Genomic DNA, 26,134 nt, shown 5'->3' on the forward strand with positions numbered 1-26,134 from the left:
CTGCCGTACGTGCGGGGCCCCTCTTCTGTGTCCTGGTCGATCGGTAGCTCTCATGTCGCCGGGCGATGCGGAGTTGAAGATTCCGTGGACCAAGTGTCCTTGGCTGCACACAACTTGGCACACAACTCGGCGGCGCTATCGAATGCGGGTGCGGATACCGCCGGTAACTATTCTGAATTTCTCGCCTTTTGAACGTCGGTCACTCGAACTTCTTGTTTCCTGTACGTCGCTTGTGCGAAAGTGAGCGGCCCGATAGCCGGTCCACAGGTGACGCGGCCTAGGTACGCACCAATCAGGCAACCTGCTTTCCGACGGACGCGCATTCCCCATGTCGTCCTGAGGCCGGGAAGGAAATGGTTCAGTGCAATCCCCACACCCCCCACGACCGCCCTACCCGCCACGTCCCGGGGCGAGCCCCTCGGAGTCCGACCGCGATCTGGTCGCGAACCTCGGCAAGGCCGGCACGGACGCCCGTGCCGTCGCGCTGCTGATGGCCCGGCACTGGCGCGCCACGTACGACTACGCGGCCATCTGCCTGGTGTCCACGGAGAGTTCGGCCTCCATGGTGGCCGCCGCCGCGTTCCATCGCGTGCTCGGCCGGCCGGGCGGCGGCGCCCTGCGTCCCCAACTCCTCACCGCTGTAAGGGATCTGGTGAAGGAGTGGGCGGCAGACGGTCAAATTTCCGCTCTGCTGCCGGAACTCGGCAAACCCACGGGCGGCCGCGGGCTGCGTGCGGCGCGGTCCGTGACGCCCGAAAGACGGCACATCGCCGAACGCGCTTTCCGTGCTCTGTCCGGGGCCTCGCAATGCCTTCTCTGGCACACCGAGGTCGAGGCGGAACCGATAACCATACCCGCTGGTCTGCTGGGGGTGGACGCGGCCACGGCATCGGCCGCACTGGAAGGAGTGCGCGAGCAATTCAGGAGTGGCTGCGTGCGCGCCCACGGCGAACTCGCGCCCACCCGGGAATGCCGTTACTACAACCGTCTCCTGGATGTCCCCATTCGCCGGGGCGGTGCCCTGCTGCCCGATGTCCAGCAGCATCTGACGGAATGCCGCTACTGCCGTCACGCCGCAGAGCAGTTCAGCCACTTCGAGGGCGGCCTCGAAGTGCTGCTCGCCGAGACCGTGCTCGGCTGGGGCGCCCGGCGCTATCTCGACTCCCGGCCCAGGCGGGGCGGCTCGGCGCCGACGCCGTGGGAAGGCCCGCGCCACGGCGGGCGGCACCGTCCGGAGCGCCTGGCTCCGCCGCGTGTCCGTCCGAAGACCGTCGCCATGGGGGTCGGTCTCACCGCTCTCGCGCTGCTCGTGACGGTCCTCGCCGCCAAGGGCTGGACCGAGGAGAGCGGCGTCCCCGCCCCGGGTGCCACCTGGGGCGCGCCCAGCGGCAGGACCGTCCACCCGGGCACGGCGTCCCCGCCCTCGTCCGGCGGCTCACCGTCGGCCGCCTCGGCCGAGGCCCCGGTCGAGATCGCTCAGGGCCGGCTCCGCAATCTCGACCGGGGCCTGTGCCTGGACCTCCGCGACGGCGAGGTCCGCTCCGGTACCCGGGCCGAGCTGGCGGAGTGCTCCTCCGCCGCTTCCCAGCAGTGGTCGTACCGGGACAACGGCCTGCTGGGCAGCGCCGCCGACCCCACCCTCTGCCTCGACTCCGACGCCGACGAGGGCACAGTCGTCCTGGCGGACTGCCTCGCGCACGCCGGTGAGGTGCGCTACGACCTCACCGTCCACGGCGAGCTTCTGCCACGCCGGTCCGAGGGGCTGGCCGTCGCGTCGGGTGCGGGCGTGAGCGTGGTGGTCGCCGAACGGGACGGGTCCGAGGCGCAGCGCTGGATGCTCGACGGCGGGCTCGCGGACGTACGCGGAGAGAGATCCGGGTCCGAGAAGACACAGGAGAAGAGAGGGGAGGAGCCGGAGGGGAAGAAGGGTCAGGAGAACGGGGAGAACGGGGCACCCGCGCGGTCCGACGCCCCCACGGAACCCGAGAACGGGTCGCCGGGCGACACCGTCCCCCAGCCGCCCGAGGCGGAGTCTCCGCGCGATGGCCAGGACGTGCCGGAGGGGGACCCGCAGTCGCACTACGAGACGCGATACGTCCAGGACGACTCCGGCAGTGAAGAGCCCGCCACCCCGGTCGACGCCGTCGTGGCCCTCCCCGCCAAGGTGCCGGCCACGGTCTCCACGGTCGTGGGCGCGGCCGGCGCGACGCTCGACTCCGCCCTTCGCTAGGCCTCCGTCAGGTCAGGGGTCACCCCGCCGGGGTGACCCCTTCATCGTTCCCTGCGTCATTCGGCCGTTTCCTGTGCACCTTGTTGACACGAGTAACTGACGCTCATAGTTTTCCCGCCGCGCCCAGCAGCCCCACTTGAACCTTCGGCAGTGGACAAATGTGGAGGTGGACCGGTGTTACGTCGTATGTCCGTCGCGCTGATGGCCCTGGCGGCCGCGCTCGTCACGCCCGCGCCCGCGCAAGCCGCCGCCGACCCGCCTGTCGTCCGCACGGACGCGGGCCGGGTGCGGGGTGAGAACACTGCCGAGGGAAGGCAGTTCCTCGGCATCCCCTACGCCGAGCCGCCCGTCGGGAAGCTCCGCTGGCGGGAGCCGCGTCCCGTCCGGCCCTGGCAAGGAGTGCGTACGGCACGGGACTTCGGCAACACGTGCGTGCAAAGCGCGAGTTGGGACCCCGGTTACGAGCAGCCCAGCCATACCGAGGACTGTCTCGACCTCAATGTGTACGTCCCCGACGGCGCCGCCCGTCGCGCCGTCCTTGTCTGGTTCCACGGCGGAGGGCTCACCGCCGGGGCCGGCCGGGACGTCGTCCCCGACACCTTCGCCCGCCGGACCGGCACCGTCGTCGTGACCGTGAACTACCGCCTCGGGGCAATGGGCTTCCTCGCCACGACCGGGCTCGACGGCGAGGCGCGCGACGGCGTCTCCGGCAACTTCGGGATGCTCGACCAGCAGGCCGCACTGCGTTGGGTGCACGCCAACATAGGCCGCTTCGGCGGCGATCCGGCCCGCGTGACCATCGCGGGCGAGTCGGCGGGCGGCCGCTCCGTCTGCACCCAGCTCGCCTCGCCGACGGCGAAGGGGCTGTTCCGGGCCGGGATCATCCAGAGCGGGGCGTACGGCGACTGCGGTGCCCGTCCGCACGGTACGGCCGTGGCGCAGGGTGCCGCCTTCGCGCAGAAGCTCGGCTGTGCCGACCTGGCCTGTCTGCGCGCCAAGCCGGCTGCCGAGATCCTGGCCGCTCAGAGCGCGTTCGACTGGGCGCCGGTGGTCGGCGGCGACTTCCTGCCGAGGCAGCCCGAGGAGGCGTTCGCGCGCGGAGCCGCCGCAGGATTGCCGGTCATGAACGGGGCCAACCAGGACGAGGGGCGGCTGTTCGCCTTCGCCCGGTTCGACCTGAGCGGAACTCCGCTCACCGCCGAGCAGTACCCGGCCGTCATGCGGGAGGACTACGGCGACGAGGCCCTCGCGCGCTACCCGCTGTCCGCCCACCCCTCGCCGACCCTCGCGTACGCCACCGCCCAGGGCGACCAGCTGTTCGCCTGCCCGGCGCTCCGCCTCGACGGCACCCTCGCCGGACGCGGCAAGGTCTATGCGCACGAGTTCGCCGACCGCACTTCCCCGCCCTTCGCCTCCCTGCGCAACCTCGGCGCGGACTTCGACTTCGGCGCCACACACGTCAACGAGGTGCAGTACCTCTTCAAACACTTCGGCCTGCGGTCACCGCTGAACGCCGAGCAGCGGACACTGGCGCGGCAGATGATCCAGTACTGGGGCTCCTTCGTCCGCGACGGAGTGCCGCGCGCCACAGGACAGCCCGCGATGCCGGCCCGGCCCGGGACGGTGCTGTCCCTGCGCACCTCGTCCGCCGGCGGGAACGCGCCGAGCACCGCTGTGCCCGGTGAGCACCAGTGCAACCTGTGGGACGCCGAGAGCGTCACCCGGAGCGGGTAGGCTGCCCCGGCGCACGCTCACGACCGAGCGTGCGCCGGGAACGCAGGGTGCACGACATGGGAGGAAGCGGCGTTGCACGTCCAGGAATGGCTCGAAACGGTGCCCCCGCTCGCCATCTATCTGCTGGTCGGCGTGGTCATCGGTCTGGAGAGCCTGGGCATCCCGCTGCCCGGCGAGATCATCCTGGTCTCCTCGGCGCTGCTCGCCTCACAGCACGGTGAGATCGACCCCTTCGTGCTGGGCGCCTGCGCGACCGCGGGCGCGATCATCGGCGACTCCATCGGCTACGCGATCGGCCGCAAGGGCGGCCGCCCGCTGCTGGCGTGGCTGGGGGCGAAATTCCCCAAGCACTTCAGCGAGGGCCATATCGCCACCGCCGAGCGCTCCTTCCAGAAGTGGGGCATGTGGGCCGTCTTCTTCGGCCGCTTCGTCGCCCTTCTGCGCATCTTCGCCGGCCCCCTCGCGGGCGTCCTGCGGATGCCGTACTGGAAGTTCCTGATCGCCAACGTCTTCGGCGGCATCCTCTGGGCGGGCGGCACGACCGCGGTCATCTACTACGTCGGAGTGGTCGCCGAGTCCTGGCTGAAGCGCTTCTCGTGGCTGGGCCTGGTGGCGGCGGTCCTGATCGGCGTGACGTCGATGCTGATCATCAAGCGCAAGGCCAAGAAGGCCCAGACGGCCCACCGAGAGCCGGAACCCGTGGCCGCCGGCGACTGAAGCGCCCCTGCGCGGGCGCGGGTGAACCGCGCGAGCGGGCCACGACGAACCCGCGTGCCGCGTGCGTCCTTACGCCCCGTGCTCTTCCCGGTGAGCCTTCGCCAACTCGGCATACATGGTTCCGTTGAGCGTGACGCCCTGACGCTCCTCCTCCGTCAGCTCCCGCTTCACCTTCGCCGGAACCCCGGCGACCAGGGACCCGGGCGGCACCTGCATCCCCTGCGGCACCAGAGCCTGCGCGGCGACCAAGGACCCGGCCCCGATCACCGCACCGTTCAGGACGGTCGCCCCCATCCCGATCAGACAGTCGTCCTCAACGGTCGCGCCGTGAACCACTGCGTTGTGCCCGACCGACACCCTCTCCCCGATGGCCACCGGGAACCCGGGGTCGGCATGCAACGTGCAGTTGTCCTGAACGTTGGACTCGGCCCCGACCGAGATCCGCTCCACGTCACCCCGCACGACGGCGCCGTACCAGACGCTGGCCCCGGCCTCCAGCGTCACGTCCCCGATCACCGACGAGGTCGGCGCCACGAACGCGGCCTCGTCGATCTTCGGTTCCCGGCCCCCGATGCCCATGACCAGCGCCTTCCGCGTCATCGCCCTCTCCTCACCGCAAACGTCGTAGACACTGCGCACGGTACGCCACCCGGTAGGGCGAAGATCACAGGCCCTCGACCTCATAAGGGCCCGGCACGCTCAGTACGGTAAGCGGGTGCCCAAGCGCAAGAACACGTTCTCGTCCTGGCGGCGCAGCCTCACCCAGCGCGCCGTCCACGCGGGCTGGGCCTGGGTGCAGCGCACGGGTTCGGTGACGTCCGAGAACCCCGGCCGCTTCCACTTCGGCTCGATCGGCGAGGCCACCCGGCTGGCCTTCCCGCTCGGCACGGTCTTCGGCGAACCCTGGATCCACCTCGGCTCCCACTGCATCGTCGGCGAGCAGGTGACGCTGACGGCCGGTCTGATGCCCGACCTCGATCTCGGCCCGGAGCCGATCCTGCGGATCGGGGACGGCGTCGTGCTCGGCCGCGGCAGCCATGTCATCGCCGACACGACGGTCACCATCGGCAGCGACTGCTACTTCGGGCCGTACGTGTACGTCACGTCCACGAACCACTCGTACGACGATCCGCACGAGCCCATCGGCAGACAGTGGCCGCGGATGGAGCCGGTCGAGATCGGCCCGGGGTGCTGGATCGGTACCGGGGCCGTGATCCTGCCGGGGGCGCGGATCGGGCGGAACGTCGTGGTCGCGGCCGGCGCGGTGGTCCGGGGTGTGGTGCCCGACCACGCGGTCGTCGCGGGAGCGCCCGCCCGTGTCGTACGACGCTGGACACCCGACGACGGCTGGCAGCCGCCGCTTCGGACCCCGGCGCCCGTGCCGATACCCGACGGGATCACCCCGGATCAGTTGCAGGCGCTGGCCGAGCTGGACGACGAGACGGTGGCGAAGCTGGCGGAACTCGACGAGAAGGCGGCGGCGCAGCGGGACGGGCCGGACGAGAGGGCGGCTGCGAAGTCGGCCGAGCCGACGGTTGCCGAACTCGCCGATCTGGACGCGGAGTCCTGAGTCAGCCGGTCGCCAGCAGCAGCGTGCCCACCAGTGCGAGCCCGGCACCCGCCGCCTGCACTCCCCGCAACCGCTCCCTGAGGAAGCCGCGCGCGGCCACCGCCGTCACCACCGGGTAGAGCGAGGCGAGCACGGCGGCCACGGTGACCGGGCCGTGGTGGGCGGCGACGACATAGGTGCCGTTCGCCGCCACATCGGCGAGGCCGACGAAGGCGAGCGCCGGCAGGGCCCGCCAGGGGAAAGTGCCGTCCGGGAGCGCGGCGGCGCCCCGCCGCACGGAGGCGTACAGGGCGAGGCCGCCCGCCGCCACGTTGACCACGCGCTGGACGAAGAGGGCGAGGAACAGGCCCGTGATGGTGGTCGACGCCTCCGCGATCAGCGCGAACACCGTGCCGAAGCCGAAAGCCGCGACCAGCGTGAGCAGGATGGCCTGCCGCTGCACGGGTGCGCCCCGCAGTTGCGGTCCGCCCGCGAGCACCACACCGATTACGGCGACGGCGATCCCCGCGATCTGCATCAGTCCTGGCCGCTCGCCGAGGAAGAGGCCGACCCCGACCGGGACGGCCACGCCTATGGTGCCGAGCGGGGAGACCACGCCCATGGGGCCCAGCGCGAGCGCCTTGTAGAAGCAGAGCAGGGCGACCGGGCCCACCACTCCGGCGGCGACCGCGAACCAGAGCTGGTCACCTGCCTCGCTCCAGGCGCCGGTGGCGACCACGATCACGCCGAGCACGGCCGCCGCGATCCCCTGCGAGACGACGACCACCGTCAGGGCCGGGGTACGTCGCGTCAGCAGTCCGCCGCCGAAGTCCGCCAGCCCCCACAGCAGGCTGGTGGCCAGGGCGAAGAGTGCTGTCACGAGTGCCTCGCAGTACAGTTCGGTGCACGATGGGGTGCAGCCCACCGTAGTACAGTCGGATAAACCCTGTCATCCAGAATATTTGACTCCGCAACGTTGGACGGAATGTGTCGGACCTCGACCTGCTGACCCAGTCCCTGGCGCGCAACGTCAAGCGCTGGCGTACCGAGCGCGGCTTCACCCTGGACACCCTCGCCACGCGCGCGGGGGTCAGCCGAGGCATGCTCATCCAGATCGAACAGGCCCGCACGAACCCGAGCCTCGGCACCGTGGCCAAGATCGGCGACGCGCTCGGGATCAGCATCACGACCCTCCTCGACTACGAGCAGGGCCCGAAGGTGCGCGTCGTCCCGCCCGAGCAGGTGGTCCGGCTGTGGCACACGGAAGCCGGTAGTTACAGCAGGCTCCTCGCCGGCACGGAGGCGCCCGGTCCGCTGGAGATGTGGGACTGGAAGCTGATGCCGGGCGAGAACAGCGGATCGGACCCGCATCCCGCCGGCACGGTCGAGATCGCCCATGTCACGACGGGCGAACTGACCCTGACCGTCGAGGGGGTGGAGTACCTCGTCACGGCCGGCTCCAGTGTCACCTTCGACGCCAACGCCCCGCACGGCTACGCCAACCAGGGCGACGTCCCGATGCGGATGACGCTGACGGTCTCGGTCCCCCTGGTGCACTGATCGGACCCGCTGGTGCACCGAGACGCCCGGCCGGAAGCCTCCGCGGTCCTGTTAGCGTGCGCTCATGGACGCACCCATCGGACGCTTCGACACCGCCGCCCCGCCCCGGACTGCCTCGACGAGCTCATTCGACCGGTCGCCGATGCCGTGCGCCAGTGGCGCGGCAGCGTCCCCGCCGAGCAGATCGTCTACGTCGAGACCGATCCGCAGTGGGCCGACACCGCCGTGTTCGTGGAGCACTACGGACAGGAGCTCCTCGAACAGTCGGCGAACTGCGTCGTCGTCGCGGGCAAGCGCGGCGGCGGGACGACACTGGCCGCGTGCCTCGTGCTGTCCACCACCCGGGTCGACGTCAACGGCGTGGTGCGCCGTCAACTGGGCGCCCGCAAGGCGTCGTTCGCCTCGATGGACACGGCGACCGGCGAGACCGGCATGGAGTACGGCGGCATCACCCCGATCGGGCTGCCCGACGGCTGGCCGGTGCTGGTGGACTCGGCCGTGCTCGACCTGCCGTACGTCCTGGTCGGCAGCGGCCGGCGGCGCGGCAAGCTGCTGGTGCCGGGGAAAGCGTTCGCCGAACTGCCGGGGGCGGTCGTACTGGAGGGGCTCGGCGTCGCCTGAGTACGCGGGTTCAGGCCGCGGTGTGGTGGGCGAGGGCGTGGTGCGGATCCGCCTCGCCCGGCACCGGTGCCGGGTCGGCGTGCACCAGGGCCGCCGTGAGCCGGGGTACGGCGTGCAGCAGCGCGTGTTCGGCGTCGACGGCGATGGAGTGCGCCTGCCGTACGGTCGCCTCCCCGTCCACCACGACTGCCACCTCGGCGCGCAGCCGGTGCCCGATCCAGCGCAACCGCAACTCGCCTACCCCGCGCACGCCCTCGACCTCCCGCAGCGCCCGCTCGGCCCGGTCCACCAGAGCCGGGTCCACGGCGTCCATGACCCGCCGGAACACCTCGCGCGCCGCGTCCCGCAGCACCAGCGTGATCGCGGCCGTGATCGCCAATCCCACGATCGGGTCGGCGAGTTGCCACCCGAACGCCGCGCCGCCCGCGCTCAACAGGACGGCCAGTGAGGTGAATCCGTCCGTACGCGCGTGCAGTCCGTCCGCCACCAGCGCGGCCGAGCCGATCGCCCGGCCGACCCGGATCCGGTAGCGGGCCACCCACTCGTTGCCCGCGAATCCGACGAGCGCCGCCACGGCCACGGCCGGGATCTGCTGCATGGGGCGCGGGTCGAGGAGGCGGTCGACGGCCGTCCATGCCGCGAAGGCCGCGGACGCGGCGATCGTCAGCACGATGGCGATACCGGCGAGATCCTCGGCCCGTCCGTAGCCGTAGGTGAAGCGGCGAGTGGCCGCGCGCCGGCCCAGGACGAACGCGATGCCGAGCGGTACGGCGGTCAGCGCGTCCGCGGTGTTGTGCACCGTGTCGCCGAGCAGCGCCACCGACCCGGACGCGACCACCACGACCGCCTGGGCGAGTGCCGTCAGACCGAGGACCGCCAACGAGACCCACAGGGCGCGCATGCCACGGGCCGAGGACTCCAGGGCGGAGTCGAGCTTGTCGGCCGTCTCGTGGGAGTGCGGGGTGAGGAGGTGGGCGAGGCGTTGGCGGAGGCCGGTGGGGGAGTGGTCGTGCGGGTGGGGATGGTCGTGCGCGTGGTCGTGCTCGCTCGCTGAGCCCCGGCCGTGACCGTGCCCATGGTGGTGCTCGTGCTCGTGCCGGTCGCCCACGGAGTTCCCCTTCCGTCGCATGAGTATGGAGGTCCCTTGCGCGGGTGTGGACGCGGGCCGTCCACGCGGCCATTATGTGCGTATGAGCGCACGCATGCACCTATCAACTGCGCACGATGCGCACCCGCGCACCCCGGGCGAGGAACAGTTCGCGCTCGCCGCCGAACTCCTCGCCCTGCTGGGCGACCGCACCCGCCTCACGCTGCTGCACGCCCTGACGGCCGGCGAGGCCGATGTCACGACCCTCACCGAGGCCTGCGGCGCGGCCCGGCCCGCCGTCAGCCAGCATCTGGCTCGGCTGCGTCTCGCCGGTCTGGTGAACACGCGCAAGGAGGGCAGGCGGGTGATCTACTCGCTGCGCGACGGCCATCTGCGCCGCCTCGTCGACGAGGCGTTGAACGTCGCGGACCATCGGCTCAGCGACCGGCCGCTGCACGACTGAACCCGGTCGCCCCGCCCGGCGGTTGACCGTCCGATCCCGGCGATAATCGGCTCCGTCACGACGACGGAACGACCGGAGGCCACCCTTGCCGTCGATACATGACTTCGCGACCTGGGAACCCATCCTGAGGGTCCTTCGGGCGAGCAACGAGGAGCGCTTGGCCGCTCCGGGCGGCTATGTGACCGGCCAGATCGGCTTGTACGGGTGGAGCGTGCCCGTGCGGCGCCGGTCACCGGAGCCGGGACGGGCCGCCCAGGTCGAGGACATGCAGGACGAGTGGGTCGCGGTCGAGGTGGTGCGCAACGCTCTCCTGGAGGCCGGCACCGACGACATCGCCTTCGTGGCAGAGATCTCGCCGGCGGGTCGGACCGTGCTCCAGCTGATCAGTTGTGGTCCCGCCGCGGATCCCGGTATCGCCGGTCCGTACCCGGGCTCGCTCCTCCTGGTGGAGGACGCCGTGGCCGAGCCGTGGCGCCGCCTGCCCGATGCGATGCCCGGCGCGGTACCGGCGGCGTCGGCGGACCCGGCGCAGCTGGGACGGACCCTGCGCGAGCGGCTCCCCGACGCCATCGGCGCCACCGAGGCGGAGATCGCCGCCGCTGAAGCACGCCTCGGCGTCACGCTGCCCGACGAACTCAAGGCGCTCTACCGGGTGACGCGGGCGCGGTGGTCGGACTGGGGCGACTACGAGACGGCGGAAGCCGTCCACGACGCCGTCGGCTGTGAACTCCTCGCGCTGGAGGACCTGTTCGTCGCCGATGCCTCCTCCCGCCCGTGCCGCTGGGAGTTCGCGGCGATGGAGGCGGTCGTCGCCCCGCCCGACGCCGCGGTGCAGCACCTGGTCGGCTCACCCGGCTGGATCGTCTTCGGCGGCAACGGCGGCGGCGACCGCATCGCGGTCGACCTGACACCCGGTCCGCGCGGGCACCTCGGGCAGATCGTCATGCTCAGCCACGAGTGGAACATCGGCGCCGAACTGCTCGCCGACTCGCTCACCGATCTGGTGCTGAACGGGGAGAGCGGGGAAGCGGGCGGCGACTCACGCGGGGACCGGCCGTCGGCCGTGGTGCGGGTCAACAGCAGCAGCCCGACCAGCATCCGGGCCGCCGCCCACCCCGAGCTTGAAGCGCTGAGCATCGGCGTGTGGGACGGTGAGCCGTTCAGCCTCGCGCCCCTCATCGGCCTGCCCCGCCTGCGCACCCTCACCGCATACCCCGGCACGCTCGCCCATCCGCAGGAGATCGCCAAGCTGACCGGGCTGGAGTTCCTGGCGCTCGGCCCGCAGGAATGGCGCGTCCTGCTCGCCGCCGGGGCCGTCCCGCGCAGTCTGTCGGCCGCCGCCATCAAGGTGGACGGGGCCCCGCACCCGCTCCCGATCGTGGACCTCGCCCTGTGGGACCGCCCTCCGATCACCCGGACCGTCCTCGAAGGCGACCTCGGTCCCGGCGTGGCGTAGGTCAGACGTCCGCGTGCCTGCCCAGGTACTGCTCCGCGAACGCCATGGCCGCGGTCGGGGAGCCGAAGATGCGGCGGAGGCGGGCGAGGGTGGTGCCCGCGCGGTACGGGTCGCCCGAGGACGTGCCGTGATAGACCTCGGAGAGCCAGTGGGAGAACTCCTGGTAGTCCCACACCCGGTTCAGGCAGGCCTGCGAGTAGCCGTCCAGGCCGGTGCTGTCGCCCTTCGTCAGGTGGGAGACGAGCCCGTCGCCGAGCAGGAAGGCGTCGTGCAGGGCGAGATTCATGCCCTTGGCGGCGATGGGTGCGGTCAGGTGGGCGGCATCGCCGGCCAGGAAGAGGCGGCCGAACACCATGGGCTCGACCACGTAGTTGTGCATGTCGAGGACGCGCTTCTCGATGAGACGCCCCTCCGTCAGCGGCGGCACGCCGTTCGCCCCGAGTCGTTGCTGCAGCTCCGTCCAGACCCGGTCGTGCGACCAGTTCTCCGGGTCGTCGCCGGGCGGGCACTCGAGGTAGTAGCGGGTCACCTCGGCGCTGCGCGGCATGTGCCCGGCGAACCCGCTGGGATGCATGCCGAACAGGACGCAGTCGGAGGACGGCGGCGCCTCGGCGAGCAGCGCCAGCCACCCGATGCCGTAGTCGCTGCGGGAGATGTGGGCGCGGTCGGCCGGCAGCGCGGCTCGCGTCACCCCGCGCGCACCGTCGCAGCCGGCCACGAAGTCGCAGTGCACGACCTCCCGTTGCCCCGTCTCCGGGCAGGTGTACGAGACCGAGGGGCGGTCGGTGTCGAGGTCGTGCAGCTGCACGTCCCGCACGCCGAAGCGTATGGCGCCGCCGCGCACGTCCGCGTACTCACGCACCAGGTCCGTCACCAGGAACTGCTGGGGATAGACCCAGTGATGAGCACCCGTCAGCTGTGCGTACTCGAACCGGTAGCGCTCCCCGGCGAACCGGAACTCACACTCGGTGTGCCGCTGTGCCCGCTCCAGCAGGGTGTCCGCGAGGCCTCGTTGCTCGAGTCCGCGTACGGCCCACTCCTCGATGACGCCGGCCCGCGGCCGCTGCTCGATGAACTGGCGTGTCTCGATCTCCAGGACCAGACAGTCGACGGACGCCGCCCGCAGGATGTTCCCGAGGGTGAGACCGGCCGGGCCGGCGCCGACGATGACGACCGGAAAGCGTTGCGAGGCTCTGGAGTTGGGGTGGGGGGAGGTGGAAGTCACCCGAGCATTATGGGGTGGCCGTCGTAGGGAGGGGAGGGTTCCGGGGGGCGGCTCGGGGCAGCCGCGACTCAGTGGTGGGACCGGCCGAGGCGCGGTATCTCGATTGCAGGGCAGCGGTCCATGACCATCTCCAGTCCCGCCGCGCGTGTGCGCTCGTACGCCGCCTCGTCGATGACGCCCAGCTGGAACCAGACCGCCTTGGCGCCCTTGGCGACCGCGTCGTCGGCGATAGGGCCGGCGAGGTCGCTGTTCACGAAGACGTCGACCACGTCCACGTCGAAGGGGATGTCCGCCAAGGAGGCATAGCCACGCTCGCCATGGACGGTCTCCGCCTTGGGGTGGACCGGAACGATGCGCTTGCCGTAGTGCTGCAGTACCTCGGCGACCCCGTAGGCAGCCCGCCGCTCGTTCGACGACAGGCCCACGACGGCCCAGGTGTCGCCCAGTTCGGTGAGGATCCTGCGGACCGCTGCCTCGTCGCCGTACACCGTCGGCCTCCCTGTGCCTCGTCCGTACCCGTGTCTCGTACAACTGCCGTCCAGCTGCTCTCATGACCCACAACGGCCGACGACTCGCGAGGATTCCCCGACACGCCGAGGAACCTCGGAACCCTGGTCCGAACTCCTGTCCGGGCGAGCCCGTGCGCAGTACCGTTCGGGCAGTCCGCACGGCAGGGGGTGGCGATGCCCGGGTACGACAGACGCCTCGCGCGCGTGAATGGGCCGTACGACCATGGATGACCAGCCAAGTCCCGGCAGACCCGAGGCCCGCCACGCTGACCGGAAAGCGGGCCGGATGGCTGCGGACGGCCGTGCGGGCGCCTACGCTCGCTCCGTGCTGCGCATCATCGACGCCCGAACCGGCAAGCCCGTCGACGCCGCGCCCGCCCGCCGCGGCCTGACCCGCATCGAGGCGCATACGGAGGGCTTCGACGTCACCGCCCTGCGGGTGCTGCTCGTCGCCGACCTCCTCGTCCGCGCCCTGGAGCTCGGCGGTACGCCGGTCTGGTCACTGCTCGACGAGGAGCGGCAGCAGGCGGAGCTGCGGGCGGGCGCCGCGGCGCTCGGCATCCGGCCCTTCGAGGACGGCCGGGACGCGGCCTCGGGCGGCCTGGGCGAGGCGCAGGTGATCCACGTCGTGCGCGAAGGCGGTGACGCGGAACCCGACGGGGTACGGGTCGCCGTCGCGCCCGTGCACTCGGAGGCACCCCCCGAGGAGGGCGACCCCGCCGCCCTGCGTCTCGCACTGCTCTCCCGGCGCAGAAGCGTGCCCGTACGCCTCGACGTGGCCGCGCTGGCCGAGGCCCACGACACGCTCGTCCGCTGGCGCCGGGCCGTCGGGGGCTGGGCGCAGCGGCCGTCACGGCCCATCCCCGACGAGGTGCGCACCGAACTGCGTACCGCCTGGGAGGACGACCTCGACGTACCCGGCGTGCTCGGGGTCCTGCGCTGGGTGGAGACCGCCCCGGACCTGTCGGACGGCGCCCGCTTCGAGACGTACGCCTATGCCGACCGGCTCCTCGGCCTCGACCTCGCGCGCGACCTGGGAAGCCCGGCATGACCGCGCGGATGGGCGCGGGTCCGCTGCGCCGCCTGGTCGTCCTGCGGCACGCCAAGTCCGCCTGGCCGGACGGCGTCGCCGACCACGAACGCCCGCTCGCCCCACGCGGTCTCCGCGACGCCTCGGTCGCGGGCCGGATGCTCGCCGAGGCCGACTGCCTGCCGGACCTCGCCCTGTGCTCGACCGCCGCACGCGCGCGTGGGACCTGGGAACTGGCGGCCTCCCAGTGGGGCACGCCGCCACCGGTGCGTCACGACCCGCGGCTCTACGCGGCCGACGTGCCCGACCTGCTGGCGGTCGTGCAGGAGGTGCCCGCCGAGGTCGAGACGCTGCTGCTGGTCGGGCACAACCCGGGCCTGGAGGACCTCGTCCTCGACCTCGCGGGCGACGACCTCGACGATGCGCTCGACGAGGTCCGCGTGAAGTTCCCGACGTCGGCGATCGCCGTACTGGCCTGGCACGGCACCACATGGCGGGCTCTCACGCCGGGCACGGCGCTGCTGACGGGGGTGATGGTGGCGCGGGGCAAGAAGACGTGAACCGATGAACGGCTGTGGCGCCGGGCCTGGAGCTCGGGCCTCGGGACGAGGGTCCGCGGAAGGTCGGCATAGGCTGGCCGGATGCAGGACGAGTACCGCACAGTCGCCCGCGCGGGCGTGCACGAGACCGAGGTCAACCGCTCACGCTTCATCTGTGCGCTCGCCCCGGCGGCCACCGAACAGGAGGCCCAGGACTTCATCGCCGGCATCCGCAAGGAGCACGCGGACGCCACCCACAACTGCTGGGCCTACGTCATCGGCGCCGACGCCGCGATCCAGAAGGCCAGCGACGACGGCGAACCGGGCGGCACGGCCGGCGTCCCCATGCTCCAGATGCTGCTGCGCCGCGACATGCGGTACGTAGTTGCCGTCGTCACCCGCTACTACGGCGGCGTGAAGCTCGGCGCGGGCGGGCTCATCCGGGCCTACGGCGGTGCCGTGGGGGAGGCGATGGACGAGCTCGGCACGCTCACCCGCCGCCGCTTCCGGCTGGCCACGGTGACCGTCGACCACCAGCGCGCGGGCAAGGTGGAGAACGACCTCAGGTCGACCGGGCGGGAGGTCCGGGACGTGCGGTACGGCGAGGCGGTCACGATCGAGATCGGTCTGCCGGACGCCGACGTGGAGGCGTTCCGGGCGTGGCTGGCGGACGCGACGGCAGGGGCGGCGGGGTTCGAGCTCGGGGGAGAGGCGTACGGGGACGCGTGAGGGGCTGGCCGGGCGGCAGCCCGGGATGGACATGCTGGGTGAAATGTCCGTAACGCGCGTATGGAGTCCCTGTCATGACGGGGCGATACGGGAGTAACCGCCCGTGCTGTCAGACCCGGCCGTTAGTCTCGGGGATCATGAGACTGCTGCACACTTCCGACTGGCATCTCGGCAGGGCGTTCCACCGGGTGAACATGCTCGGGGCCCAGGCCGAGTTCATCGGTCACCTCGTCACGACCGTGCGTGAGCGCGGTGTGGGCGCGGTGGTCGTGTCGGGAGACGTGTACGACCGGGCGGTGCCGCCGCTCGCCGCGGTCGAGCTGTTCGACGACGCGCTGCACCGGCTAGCCGACCTCGGCGTCCCGACAGTGATGATCTCGGGGAATCATGACTCGGCCCGTCGGCTCGGTGTGGGAGCGGGGCTGATCGGCCGCGCGGGTGTCCATCTACGGACCGAGCCGTCGGCATGCGGGACGCCGGTCGTGCTGCGGGACGACTTCGGCGACGTGGCCTTCTACGGGCTGCCGTATCTCGAACCCGCCCTGGTGAAGGACGAGTTCGCCGTCGACAAGCCCGGACACGAGGCCGTGCTGGCCGCCGCCATGGACCGGGTGCGCGCGGACCTCGCCGCACGCGCGCATGGCACGCGGTCGGTCGTTCTCGCGCATGCCTTCGTCACCGGGGGCGAGGCCAGCGACAGCGAGCGGGACATCACCGTCGGTGGGGTGGCCGCGGTCCCCGCGGGAGTCTTCGACGGCGTCGACTACGTGGCGCTGGGTCACCTCCACGGCTGCCAGACCATCACCGAGCGCGTCCGCTACTCGGGCTCGCCACTGCCGTACTCCTTCTCCGAGGCCGATCACCGCAAGAGCATGTGGCTCGTCGACCTGGACGCCGACGGAGGGGTCACCGCCGAGCGGGTCGACTGCCCGGTGCCGCGTGCGCTGGCCAGGATCAGGGGGACGCTGGAGGACCTGCTCGCCGACCCCGCGCTCACGCGGTGCGAGGAGGCCTGGACCGAGGCGACGCTCACGGACGCGGTGCGCCCGGCCGACCCCATGGCCCGCCTCGTCGAGCGCTTCCCGCACACGCTCAGTCTCGTCTTCGACCCCGAGCGGGCGCCCGACGATCCCGAGGTGTCCTATGCGCAGCGGCTCGCGGGCAGGAGCGACCAGGAGATCGCGGAGGACTTCGTGGCGCATGTGCGCGGGGCCGGGCCGGACGAGCACGAACAGGGTGTGCTGAGGGACGCGTTCGACGCGGTGCGGGCCGACGAGATTGTGCGGGAGGTGGCGCGGTGAGGCTCCATCGCCTCGACGTGACGGCCTTCGGGCCCTTCGGCGGTTCGCAGACCGTGGACTTCGACGCGCTCTCCCTGGCCGGCCTGTTCCTGCTGCACGGACCGACCGGCGCCGGCAAGACCTCCGTCCTGGACGCCGTCTGCTATGCGCTCTACGGCTCCGTGCCGGGTGCCCGCCAGAGCGGCCAGGGCATGGCCCTGCGCAGCGATCACGCCGCGGCCGGCACGCGCACGGAGGTCCGGCTCGAACTCACCGTCGCCGGACGCCGGTTGGAGGTCACCCGGCAGCCGCCCTGGGAGCGCCCCAAGAAGCGCGGCTCGGGCACGACGCTCGACAAGGCCCAGACCTGGCTGCGTGCGTACGACGCGCAGGCCGGGACCTGGAAGGACCTCAGCCGTTCGCACCAGGAGATCGGCGAGGAGATCACCCAGCTGCTCGGCATGAGCCGTGAGCAGTTCTGCCAGGTGGTGCTGTTGCCCCAGGGCGACTTCGCACGCTTCCTGCGCGCCGACGCCGAGGCTCGCGGCAAGCTGCTGGGCCGCCTCTTCGACACGCACCGCTTCGCCGAGGTCGAGAAGCGCCTCGCCGAGCGCCGGCGGGCGGCCGAGGCCCAGGTGCGGGACGGCGACGCCGCGTTGCTGGCCGACGCCCACCGGATGCAGCAGGCGGCGGGTAACGCCATGCAGTTGCCGCCCGACCTCGCACCGGGCGAGCCGGGCCTCGCCGAGGCCATCCTCGGTGCTGCCGCCATCGCCCGCAGCACCGCCCGCGAGCAGCTGACCGTCGCCCACTGCCGCCTCCTGGCCGCCGAGTCCGCCCAGGCGGCCGCCGAGCGCGCCCTGGCCGACCTACGCGAAGTGGCCCGGCTGCAGCGGCGGTTCACCGAGGCCCGGGAGCGGGCCGCGCTGCTGGACGCACGCGCCGACGGCTACCGGCAGGCGCAGGCCAGGATGGAGCGCTCCCGCAAGGCGGAGGCCGTGGCGCCCGCGCTGGAGCTGCGTGACGCCGCCGAGGCGGAGCACCGGCGCGCGGCGGCGGCCGAGGCACACGCGCGTGGACTGTTGCCGGAGACCTTCGCGGGGGCAGGCGCCGCCGGGCTCGCGGTCGCCGCGCGCCGGGCCGCCGAGGAACTGGGCGGACTGGAGTCCGCGCGTCGCGGTGAACAGCGACTGGCCGACCTCGTCGACGAGCGTGACGAACTCGACCGTCAGGAACGGGCCGACGAGGGCCTGCTGCAGGACGCCGAGGACTGGCTCGCCGGGTGGGAGGAGAACCGCGCCGCACTCCAGGCCCGTATCGACACCGCCCAGGACGCCGCGACCCGGGCCGAGCAGCTCGCCGTACAGCGTGAGCCCGCGCAGCAGCGGCTCGGTGCCGCGCGGATGCGTGACCAGCTCGCCGGTGACACGGACGCTGCCGCCGAACAGGCCCGACTCGCCCAGGAACAGGTGCTCGAGGCCAAGGCGCACTGGCTCGACGTCAAGGAACAGCGGCTGGAGGGCATCGCCGCCGAGCTGGCCGCCCAGTTGCAGGATGGTGAACCCTGCGCGGTCTGCGGGGCCATCGACCACCCCGCTCCCGCCCGCAAGGACGCCGGGCACGTGGACCGGGAGGCGGAGGAGCGCGCGCTGGCCGCCTACCAGCAGGCGGAGGAACGGCACAGCGAAAAGGAGCGGCACCTGGGCGTCGTACGCGAGGCGCTGGCCGCCGCCACGGCCGAGGCCGGCGACTCGCCGACCGACCAACTCGCCTCGCACTGCGAGGAGCTGGAGCGTCTGTGGGCGCAGGCCCGCCGGGATGCGTCCGCGCTGCACCCGGCGCACGAGGAGCTGCGCCGGGCCGAGGCGGAGTACGAACAGCGGACCGCCGACCGGCAGCGGGCGGCGGTCAGAGTCGCGTCCCGGGTGGGCCACCGCGAGCGGCTGGACCGGGAACGGGCCACTTTGGAGGGGGAGTTGACCCAGGCCCGCGGCACCGCCGCCAGCGTGTCCGCGCGAGCCGCCCAACTGGCGCGGCAGGCCGAGCTGCTCACCGACGCCGCCGACACCGCGCGCGCCGAGGAGGACATCGCCCAACGGCTCAAGGACGCCGACGCCCGCCTGGCCGACGCCGCCTTCCGCGCGGGCTTCGACACCCCGCAGGCCGCTGCCGACTCGCTCCTCGACGACGCCGCCCACCGCGACCTGCAACGACGGCTGGACGCCTGGCAGTCCGAAGAGTCCGCAGTACGCGCCGTCCTCGCCGAGGCCGACACCTCAGCCGCCGCCCAGCAGGCGCCGGCCGAGGTGGCATCCACGGAGCGGGCAGCTTCAGCGGCGGCCCAGCGGGCCCGCGACGCCGCGTCCGCGCGTGACGCCGCCGCCCGGCGCTGTACCGAGCTCGACCGGCTGTCCACGCGCGCGACCGCCGCCGTGCGCCAACTGGCCCCGCTGCGCCGGGAGTACGACCGCGTGGCCCGCCTCGCCACGCTCACCGCCGGAACCTCGTCGGACAACGAGCGCAAGATGCGCCTGGAGTCCTACGTCCTGGCGGCCCGTCTCGAACAGGTCGCCGCCGCGGCGACCGTACGGCTGCAACGCATGTCGTCCGGCCGCTACACCCTCGTCCACTCCGACGACCGGGCCGGTCGTGGCCGCAGCGGGCTCGGGCTGCATGTCGTCGACGCCTGGACCGGGCGGGAGCGGGACACGGCGACGCTGTCGGGCGGCGAGACGTTCTTCGCCTCTCTGGCCCTCGCTCTCGGCCTCGCGGACGTCGTGACCGACGAGGCCGGCGGGGTCCGCCTGGACACGCTCTTCATCGACGAGGGCTTCGGCAGCCTCGACGACCAGACCCTCGACGAGGTGCTCGACGTGCTCGACTCCCTGCGCGAGCGCGACCGCAGCGTCGGGATCGTCAGCCATGTCGCGGATCTGCGGCGGCGGATCCATGCGCAGTTGGAGGTCGTGAAGGGGAGATCGGGGTCGGTGCTTCGGCAACGGGGTGTCGGGTGACTCCGGTGGCCCGGCAGACGGCGGCGCAGGGGTGATGTCAGTGGCCGAGCGGGCGGCGGGGCAGCGGGGACGAGTAGACGACGCTCGTCGTCACCGAGCCCAGGGTGCCGATCTTGCCGGACACCTCCTCCAGATGCCGCATCGAACGGGCCGTGACCTTGATGACGAAACAGTCGTCACCGGTGACGTGATGGGCCTCCAGGATCTCGGGCGTCGCGGCGACCAGGTCGTGGAAGGGCTTGTAGTTGCCGTTCGGGTACCGGAGGCGGACGAAGGCCAGGATCGGCAGGCCCAGCCGCTCGGGGTCCACCACGGCGGCGTAGCCCTGGATGACGCCCGCCTCCTCCAGTCGCCGCACCCGCTCGGTGACCGCACTCGCGGACATGGACACCGCCCTGGCGAGCTCGGCAAAGCTGGCGCGGCCGTCCCGCTGGAGGACGTCGAGGATGCGCCAGTCGGTGGCGTCCGGGGAATACGCGGTCATGAGCGAGGAGTAGCAGGGCATTCCCCGGCAGATCAAGAGGAGCGCAGAGGATTTCCTCTTCAGGGCGTGGATCAACGGTCGTAGATTTCCGATCATGACGACTACGCCCAACGCTGTCCTGCGCGTCGCGCCCGCCACGCCTGCCGAGGCCGCCGCCCACTTCCGTACGAGCCTCGTCTTTCACGCGGACGTGTCCGACGTCGCCGCCGCTCTCGCGGCCGATGCCGACCCCGGCTTCGTCGTCCTGGACTCCCGTTCCACCGAGTCCTGGGACCAGGGCCACATCCCCGGCTCCATCCACCTCCCCACCGCGCTGATCCCCGAGCAGGCGGAGCAGCTCCTCGACAGGTCCGTGCCGGTCGTGACGTACTGCTGGGGTCCCGGCTGCAACGGTGCGACCCGGGCCGCCCTGGCCCTGGCCGAACTCGGCTACCGGGTCAAGGAGATGCTCGGCGGATTCGAGTACTGGGTGCGTGAGGGCTTCGAGTACGAGACCTGGCAGGGGCGAGAGCGTCGGGAGGCCGATCCGCTGACCGCGCCGCGCATGGGTGCCGACAACTGCGGCTGCTGAGACGGTAGTTGGGCACGGTGATCTGAGCGCAACGTGGGGCGTGTAGGTTCTGCTGCCATGGTGCGATACGCGGAACCGAGCGCGGTGGAGTGGGTGGAGTCGGGCGGCGGCCCGCTGATAGCGGTGCCGGAGACGGTGCTGCCGTTCTGGGCGGGCGCCGACGGTGACGAGACGGCCTCGGACTACGACCGGGCCTGCGAAATCGACGGATTCGTCGGACTCCTGCCCGTGGGAGACAGCGCGGCACTGGTGCTCGGCGACGAGCCCGCCTCGACCACCTACCTGCCCGACCAGGGCATCTTCGTGCGCTGGTGCGCGGCCGACTCCGAAGCGGAACTGCTGGCCCGGGTTCCGGACGCCCTCGCCACGGCGGTCTGGGGACACGAGGTGCGCTGGAACGTGCCGGGGACCGTGGTCCTGTTCGACTCGGCCTGGCCGGGGCGTGAGACGGAACGCACCGAGCATCTGCGCGTGGCCCTGGAACCGGGCGCGTACGCGGTCCGGGCCGCGCAGGTGCAGCCCGGTCCGGAAACCTGGCTGGGGCTCGTCCAGCTGCGACGACTGCCGCACTGATGCCACGTAGGTGCATCAATAACCAGGTGCGCCTCACCCGGCCGGTCGCCATCATGATCTGCCATGCCCCGACTTCCGCACCCCACCCCCGAAGACCTGCGCCGTGACCCGCTGCCCCTGCGCGGCCGGACCGCTCTGGTCACGGGGGCCAGCAGACGCGCCGGCATCGGTCATGCGGTGGCACGGCGGCTCGCCGCCTACGGGGCGAGTGTCTATCTGCACCACCATGTGCCGCACGACGCCGCCATGCCGTGGGGAGCCGACAGCCCGGACGACGTCGTCGCCTCCGTGCGTGCGGCACTCGGCGACCCCGATGCCCAGGTTCTCGCGGGACCCGGTGACCTGTCCGACCCGGCCGCGCCCGCCGAGCTGATCGCCACGGCGGCCGCGGCACTGGGCGGACGGCTCGACATCCTGATCGCCAACCACGCCGTCAGCGGCTCCGACGGCACCCTCGACGAGATCGACGCCGCGATGCTCGACGCGCACTGGGCGGTCGACACCCGTGCGGTACTGCTCCTCGTCCAGGCCCACGCCCGGCTGAGGCCGGCCGGTCCCGGCGGCCGCGTCGTGATGATGACCTCCGGGCAGGACATCGCGGGTGGCATGCCCGGGGAGATCGCCTACGCCCTGCAGAAGGGCGCCCTGGCGTCGATCACCCGCTCGCTGTCGACCACGCTCGCCGGGCAGGGCATCACGGTGAACACCGTCAACCCCGGCCCTGTCGACACGGACTACCTGAGCGGCGAGGCGTACCAGGCCGTGGCCGCCCGCTTCCCCGCCGGCCGGTGGGGCATGCCCGACGACCCCGCCCGCCTCATCGCCTGGCTGGCCACCGACGAGGCGGGCTGGATCACCGGTGAGGTCATCAACTCCGAGGGCGGATTCCTGCGTTGAGGTGACGAGGCCGGGGTGGTTGAGGGTGACGACGCCGGGGTCGAGGGTGCCGGAGCCTGCAGCAGGCGTTGGCCCGCGCGACAGGCTCCGGCGTCCGCCTCAGAGCTGGGCCAGCTCGTCCACCAGGTCGTCCAGGCCCAGGGAACCCTGGGACAGGGCCGCCATGTGCCACGCCTTGAGGTCGAAGGCGTCGCCGTGCCGCTCGCGCGCCTTCTCGCGGCCCAGCAGCCATGCCCGCTCGCCCAGCTTGTAGCCGATGGCCTGGCCCGGAATCGTCAGATAACGGGTCAGTTCGCTCTCCACGAAGTCCGCCGGACGGCTGCTGTGCGAGCCGAAGAACTCCTGGGCGAGCTCCGGAGTCCAGCGCTCGCCCGGGTGGAACGGGGAGTCGGCCGGGATCTCCAGCTCCAGATGCATGCCGATGTCGACGATGACCCGCGCGGCCCGCATCATCTGGGCGTCGAGGTAGCCCAGCCGGTGCTCCGGGTCCGTGAGGAAGCCGAGCTCGTCCATGAGCCGCTCCGCGTACAGGGCCCAGCCCTCGGCGTTGGCGCTGACCCCGCCGATGGTGGCCTGGTAGCGGGAGAGGTTCCCGGCGACGTACGTCCATTGCGCGAGCTGGAGGTGATGGCCCGGCACGCCCTCGTGGTACCAGGTCGAGACCAGGTCGTAGACCGGGAAGCGGGTCTGCCCCATCGTCGGCAGCCAGGTGCGGCCCGGCCGCGAGAAGTCCTCGGAGGGGGCCGTGTAGTACGGGGCCGCCGCGCCGCCGGGCGGGGCGATGCGCGACTCCACCTTCCGCACCGGCTCGGCGAGTTCGAAGTGCGTGCCGTCCAGCTTCTCGATCGCCTCGTCCATCAGGCCCTGGAGCCAGTCGCGGACCTCGTCGACGCCCTCGATGTGGTGGCCGTGCTCGTCGAGGTGCGCCAGCGCCACCCATGGGGTCGCGGCGCCGGGAAGGATCTTCTCCGCCTCCTTCTTCATCTCGCCGAGCAGCCGGTGGTACTCGGCCCAGCCGTACGCGTACGCCTCGTCCAGATCGAGGTCGATACCGTTGAAATAGCGCGCCCAGCGGGCGTACCGCTCGCGTCCCACCGTGTTCGGGGCGCCCTCGGTCGCCGGCGCGTACACGTCGCGCATCCAGTCGCGCAGCTCCACCACGGCGGCCGTGGCCCCGCGGGCGGCGTCGTCCAGCTCCGCGCGCAGCGCATCGGGCCCGGCCGACACGAAGTCCTCGAACCAGCCATGTCCTTCGCCGGTGTCGGACCACTCGGTGAGCTGCTCGACGAACGTGGCGGTCGGACGCGGCGCCGCGTACAGCTTGCGCTCCAGGCCCAGGGTGAGGGACTCGCGGTAGCCCGCGTACGCGGCCGGCACCGCGCGCAGCCGCTCGGCGATCGCCGCCCAGTCCTCGTCGGTCTGATTCGGGGTGACGGTGAAGATCTCGCGCACCGAGTGCGCGGGCGTGGCCATGTTGCCGACCGCGCGCAGGCCCTCGTCGGCCTCGTGCACGGCGAGTTCCGCGGTGAGCCGCTCGCGCAGCAGGCGCGCGCACCGGCGCTCGATGTCACTGTCCGCGCCGGGCAGCCGCTCGGCCGCGTCGAGCCGGGCGAGCGTGGCCCGCGCGAGGTCCGCGAGCGCCTCCTGGCCCGCGGGGGAGAGGTCGGGCAGCTTGCTCGAACTCTCCTTCACGCCAAGGTACGTACCGGTCACCGGGTCGAGGGCGATGAGCTCGTCGACATACGCGTCGGCGACCTCACGGGGCAGCGGGCTGTTGGTCTCAGACATGCGGTCCATCCTCATACGGCGACCGTCGCCGCGTCAGCCCGGTTTCACCGGCGCTTGTCCCACATCAGCCCGATTTCGCTGAGGGCTTGTTCTCCGGCGTGTCATGTGGCAGAAGCGGGCCGCAGTCCCACTGCTGGAAGATCAACCGCGTCTCGACCCGTGCCACCTCACGCCGGGACGTGAACTCGTCCAGCACCAGCCGCTGCAGATCCGCCATGTCCGCGACCGCGACATGGACCAGATAGTCGTCCGGCCCGGTCAGATGGAAGACGGTCAGTGACTCCGGCATCGCCCGGATCCGCTCCACGAACGGCCCCACCAACTCCCGGCGATGCGGCCTGACCTGCACGGACAGCAGCGCCTGAAGCCCACGGCCCAGCTTGGCCGGGTCCAGCCTGAGCTGATGGCCGAGGATCACGCCCGAGCGGCGCAGCCGCGTCACCCGGTCCAGACACGTCGACGGTGCGACCCCGACCTGCGTGGCGAGGTCGCGATAGGTGGTCCGGGCGTCGTTCTGCAGGAGCCGCAGCAGATGCAGATCGACCGGATCCAGTACGACAGATTCGGCCATTGGCCGAACGTAACACGGTCTTCCACCACTGAACCCCGCCCACTGTTCAGTCTTCCGCTGTTCGGCCTTCAGCCCATGGCTGCCCATGGATCCAGCGAGCAGGGAGGCATACGACCTTATGCACGGGTACGACGACGTACGCACCGCACCGAGAGCACTCGCCACCGAGGCCGTGCACGCCGGCCGCGACGACCTCGCCCGACAGGGCCTGCACGCTCCGCCGATCGACCTTTCCACCACCTACCCCTCCTACGACAGCCGCGCCGAAGCCGCCCGCATCGACGCCTTCGCCGCCACCGGAGCGGAGCCGGACGGCCCGCCCGTCTACGGCCGCCTGGGCAACCCGACCGTCGCCCGCTTCGAGACCGCCCTCGCCCGGCTGGAGGGCACCGAGGCATCGGTCGCCTTCGCCAGCGGGATGGCGGCACTGAGCGCCGTTCTTCTCGCACGCGCGTCGATGGGCCTGCGCCATGTCGTCGCCGTACGCCCCCTGTACGGCTGCAGCGACCATCTGCTCACCGCCGGAGTGCTGGGCTCGGAGGTGACCTGGACCGACCCGGCCGGAATCACGGAGGCGCTGCGTCCGGACACCGGCCTGGTGATGGTCGAGTCCCCGGCGAATCCCACGCTCGCCGAGGTGGACCTGCGGGCGGTGGCCCATGCCTGCGGCTCCGTGCCGCTGCTCGCGGACAACACCTTCGCCACACCGGTGCTCCAACGCCCCGCGGAACAGGGTGCGCGGCTCGTGCTGCACAGCGCCACCAAGTACCTCGGCGGCCACGGTGACGTGATGGCGGGCGTCGTGGCCTGCGACGAGGAGTTCGCCGGGCGGCTGCGGCAGATACGGTTCGCCACGGGAGGCGTCCTGCATCCGCTGGCCGGCTATCTGCTGCTGCGGGGCCTGTCGACCCTCCCGGTGCGGGTACGGGCCGCCTCGGCGAGCGCCGCCGAACTCGCCCGCCGCCTCGCCGACGACCCGCGCGTCGCCCGCGTCCACTATCCGCGCATCGGCGGCGCCATGATCGCCTTCGAGGTCCACGGTGACTCGCACGAGGTCATCGCCGACGTCCGCCTGATCACCCCCGCCGTGAGTCTCGGCAGCGTCGACACCCTCATCCAGCACCCGGCGTCCATCAGCCACCGCATCGTGGACGCGGACGACCGACGCGACGCCGGGGTGAGCGACCGACTGCTGCGGATGTCGGTGGGGCTGGAGGACGTGGACGACCTGTGGGCGGATCTGGACGCGGCGCTGGGAACGGCGGCACGCCCCGAAAGGGGCGCGGGGCTGCACCGGCATGCGGCTCTGCCGCGGGGCGCGGCCGGTCATAGTGAGTCGGTCGTCGCCGGCCGTCAGTAGCCCCTGGGGCGTCTCGGGTCGCTGCCACTCAGGGGACGGTGGGGCGCCCCCGAAGGGGCGCGGGGCTGCACCGGCATGCGGCTCTGCCGCGGGGCGCGGCCGGTCATAGTGAGTCGGTCGTCGCCGGCCGTCAGTAGCCCCTGGGGC

24 protein-coding genes and 1 pseudogene are annotated in these 26,134 nt (G+C 72.1%); 17 read left to right on the forward strand and 8 right to left on the reverse strand.

Annotated features, from left to right (window positions below):
* Window positions 1-361 precede the first annotated feature (361 nt).
* The 3 genes from ACWGDB_RS32280 (at window position 362) to ACWGDB_RS32290 (ending at window position 4,681) form a co-directional block, all read left to right on the forward strand.
* Window positions 362-2,230, forward strand: a complete 1,869-nt coding sequence (locus ACWGDB_RS32280; protein WP_453825683.1) for a ricin-type beta-trefoil lectin domain protein — start codon at window positions 362-364, stop codon at window positions 2,228-2,230.
* Window positions 2,231-2,416: 186 nt separating this feature from the next.
* On the forward strand, window positions 2,417-3,964 hold the full coding sequence (locus ACWGDB_RS32285; RefSeq protein ID WP_453825684.1) for a carboxylesterase/lipase family protein: 1,548 nt from the start codon (window positions 2,417-2,419) through the stop codon (window positions 3,962-3,964).
* Window positions 3,965-4,036: 72 nt separating this feature from the next.
* Window positions 4,037-4,681 (forward strand): DedA family protein, encoded by a 645-nt coding sequence (locus ACWGDB_RS32290; RefSeq protein ID WP_453825685.1) that lies wholly within the window; start codon window positions 4,037-4,039, stop codon window positions 4,679-4,681.
* 69 nt (window positions 4,682-4,750) lie between these two features.
* On the opposite strand, the gene ACWGDB_RS32295 is transcribed toward ACWGDB_RS32290, so the two are convergent.
* Complete coding sequence (locus tag ACWGDB_RS32295; protein WP_453825686.1) at window positions 4,751-5,281, reverse strand: gamma carbonic anhydrase family protein; 531 nt, start codon at window positions 5,279-5,281, stop codon at window positions 4,751-4,753.
* Window positions 5,282-5,396: 115 nt separating this feature from the next.
* Here ACWGDB_RS32295 and ACWGDB_RS32300 point away from each other — a divergent pair, with 115 nt between their 5' ends.
* Entirely contained in the window at window positions 5,397-6,251 is an 855-nt protein-coding gene (locus tag ACWGDB_RS32300; protein WP_453825687.1) for a DapH/DapD/GlmU-related protein, read from the forward strand.
* Window position 6,252: 1 nt separating this feature from the next.
* Here the strand turns inward: ACWGDB_RS32300 and ACWGDB_RS32305 are convergent, their stop codons facing one another.
* The gene (locus ACWGDB_RS32305; RefSeq protein WP_453825688.1) at window positions 6,253-7,110 is read right to left on the reverse strand and encodes an EamA family transporter; all 858 of its coding nucleotides are present in this window, start codon (window positions 7,108-7,110) and stop codon (window positions 6,253-6,255) included.
* Window positions 7,111-7,217: 107 nt separating this feature from the next.
* On the opposite strand from ACWGDB_RS32305, the gene ACWGDB_RS32310 reads away from it, so the two are divergent.
* A complete protein-coding gene (locus tag ACWGDB_RS32310) occupies window positions 7,218-7,790 on the forward strand; it encodes a helix-turn-helix domain-containing protein (RefSeq protein ID WP_453825689.1) in 573 nt (190 codons plus the stop codon).
* Window positions 7,791-7,854: 64 nt separating this feature from the next.
* Window positions 7,855-8,411 (forward strand): annotated as a pseudogene (locus ACWGDB_RS32315) (YbaK/EbsC family protein).
* Between the two features lie 10 nt (window positions 8,412-8,421).
* On the opposite strand, the gene ACWGDB_RS32320 reads toward ACWGDB_RS32315, so the two are convergent.
* Complete coding sequence (locus tag ACWGDB_RS32320) at window positions 8,422-9,519, reverse strand: cation diffusion facilitator family transporter (protein WP_453825705.1); 1,098 nt, start codon at window positions 9,517-9,519, stop codon at window positions 8,422-8,424.
* An 82-nt stretch (window positions 9,520-9,601) separates the two neighbouring features.
* Here ACWGDB_RS32320 and ACWGDB_RS32325 point away from each other — a divergent pair, with 82 nt between their 5' ends.
* On the forward strand, window positions 9,602-9,961 hold the full coding sequence (locus ACWGDB_RS32325; RefSeq protein ID WP_328429162.1) for an ArsR/SmtB family transcription factor: 360 nt from the start codon (window positions 9,602-9,604) through the stop codon (window positions 9,959-9,961).
* 85 nt (window positions 9,962-10,046) lie between these two features.
* Window positions 10,047-11,417: an SMI1/KNR4 family protein gene (locus ACWGDB_RS32330; RefSeq protein ID WP_453825690.1), complete on the forward strand. Its 1,371-nt coding sequence runs from the start codon at window positions 10,047-10,049 to the stop codon at window positions 11,415-11,417.
* A 1-nt stretch (window position 11,418) separates the two neighbouring features.
* Here the strand turns inward: ACWGDB_RS32330 and ACWGDB_RS32335 are convergent, their stop codons facing one another.
* Both ACWGDB_RS32335 and ACWGDB_RS32340 read right to left on the reverse strand, forming a co-directional pair.
* The gene (locus ACWGDB_RS32335; RefSeq protein ID WP_453825691.1) at window positions 11,419-12,642 is read right to left on the reverse strand and encodes a 4-hydroxybenzoate 3-monooxygenase; all 1,224 of its coding nucleotides are present in this window, start codon (window positions 12,640-12,642) and stop codon (window positions 11,419-11,421) included.
* Window positions 12,643-12,710: 68 nt separating this feature from the next.
* Entirely contained in the window at window positions 12,711-13,130 is a 420-nt protein-coding gene (locus ACWGDB_RS32340; protein ID WP_453825692.1) for a CoA-binding protein, read from the reverse strand.
* 346 nt (window positions 13,131-13,476) lie between these two features.
* On the opposite strand from ACWGDB_RS32340, the gene ACWGDB_RS32345 reads away from it, so the two are divergent.
* The 5 genes from ACWGDB_RS32345 (at window position 13,477) to ACWGDB_RS32365 (ending at window position 19,743) form a co-directional block, all read left to right on the forward strand.
* The gene (locus tag ACWGDB_RS32345) at window positions 13,477-14,202 is read left to right on the forward strand and encodes a hypothetical protein (protein ID WP_453825693.1); all 726 of its coding nucleotides are present in this window, start codon (window positions 13,477-13,479) and stop codon (window positions 14,200-14,202) included.
* The gene (locus ACWGDB_RS32350; protein WP_453825694.1) at window positions 14,199-14,741 is read left to right on the forward strand and encodes a SixA phosphatase family protein; all 543 of its coding nucleotides are present in this window, start codon (window positions 14,199-14,201) and stop codon (window positions 14,739-14,741) included. The genes ACWGDB_RS32345 and ACWGDB_RS32350 overlap by 4 nt, the downstream gene beginning before the upstream one ends.
* An 81-nt stretch (window positions 14,742-14,822) precedes the next feature.
* Complete coding sequence (locus tag ACWGDB_RS32355) at window positions 14,823-15,449, forward strand: YigZ family protein (protein ID WP_453825695.1); 627 nt, start codon at window positions 14,823-14,825, stop codon at window positions 15,447-15,449.
* 137 nt (window positions 15,450-15,586) lie between these two features.
* The gene (locus tag ACWGDB_RS32360; protein WP_453825696.1) at window positions 15,587-16,750 is read left to right on the forward strand and encodes an exonuclease SbcCD subunit D; all 1,164 of its coding nucleotides are present in this window, start codon (window positions 15,587-15,589) and stop codon (window positions 16,748-16,750) included.
* Window positions 16,747-19,743 (forward strand): AAA family ATPase, encoded by a 2,997-nt coding sequence (locus ACWGDB_RS32365; protein ID WP_453825697.1) that lies wholly within the window; start codon window positions 16,747-16,749, stop codon window positions 19,741-19,743. Before ACWGDB_RS32360 ends, ACWGDB_RS32365 begins: the two co-directional genes overlap by 4 nt.
* A gap of 37 nt (window positions 19,744-19,780) precedes the next feature.
* Here the strand turns inward: ACWGDB_RS32365 and ACWGDB_RS32370 are convergent, their stop codons facing one another.
* Window positions 19,781-20,227, reverse strand: coding sequence for an Lrp/AsnC family transcriptional regulator (locus ACWGDB_RS32370; protein WP_328883076.1), 447 nt, complete (start codon window positions 20,225-20,227; stop codon window positions 19,781-19,783).
* Window positions 20,228-20,321: 94 nt separating this feature from the next.
* Here ACWGDB_RS32370 and ACWGDB_RS32375 point away from each other — a divergent pair, with 94 nt between their 5' ends.
* The 3 genes from ACWGDB_RS32375 (at window position 20,322) to ACWGDB_RS32385 (ending at window position 22,268) form a co-directional block, all read left to right on the forward strand.
* The gene (locus ACWGDB_RS32375; protein ID WP_453825698.1) at window positions 20,322-20,798 is read left to right on the forward strand and encodes a rhodanese-like domain-containing protein; all 477 of its coding nucleotides are present in this window, start codon (window positions 20,322-20,324) and stop codon (window positions 20,796-20,798) included.
* A 57-nt stretch (window positions 20,799-20,855) separates the two neighbouring features.
* Window positions 20,856-21,371, forward strand: coding sequence for an immunity 21 family protein (locus ACWGDB_RS32380; protein WP_383599444.1), 516 nt, complete (start codon window positions 20,856-20,858; stop codon window positions 21,369-21,371).
* 63 nt (window positions 21,372-21,434) lie between these two features.
* Window positions 21,435-22,268: an SDR family oxidoreductase gene (locus tag ACWGDB_RS32385; RefSeq protein ID WP_453825699.1), complete on the forward strand. Its 834-nt coding sequence runs from the start codon at window positions 21,435-21,437 to the stop codon at window positions 22,266-22,268.
* A gap of 99 nt (window positions 22,269-22,367) precedes the next feature.
* On the opposite strand, the gene ACWGDB_RS32390 is transcribed toward ACWGDB_RS32385, so the two are convergent.
* Together ACWGDB_RS32390 and ACWGDB_RS32395 are read right to left on the reverse strand one after the other, a co-directional pair.
* Complete coding sequence (locus tag ACWGDB_RS32390) at window positions 22,368-24,056, reverse strand: DUF885 domain-containing protein (protein ID WP_453825700.1); 1,689 nt, start codon at window positions 24,054-24,056, stop codon at window positions 22,368-22,370.
* A gap of 64 nt (window positions 24,057-24,120) precedes the next feature.
* Complete coding sequence (locus ACWGDB_RS32395; protein ID WP_453825701.1) at window positions 24,121-24,627, reverse strand: Lrp/AsnC family transcriptional regulator; 507 nt, start codon at window positions 24,625-24,627, stop codon at window positions 24,121-24,123.
* Between the two features lie 118 nt (window positions 24,628-24,745).
* On the opposite strand from ACWGDB_RS32395, the gene ACWGDB_RS32400 reads away from it, so the two are divergent.
* Window positions 24,746-25,987: a trans-sulfuration enzyme family protein gene (locus ACWGDB_RS32400; RefSeq protein ID WP_453825702.1), complete on the forward strand. Its 1,242-nt coding sequence runs from the start codon at window positions 24,746-24,748 to the stop codon at window positions 25,985-25,987.
* Window positions 25,988-26,134: the final 147 nt, after the last annotated feature.

The sequence above is a fragment of the Streptomyces sp. NPDC055013 genome (assembly GCF_053608645.1).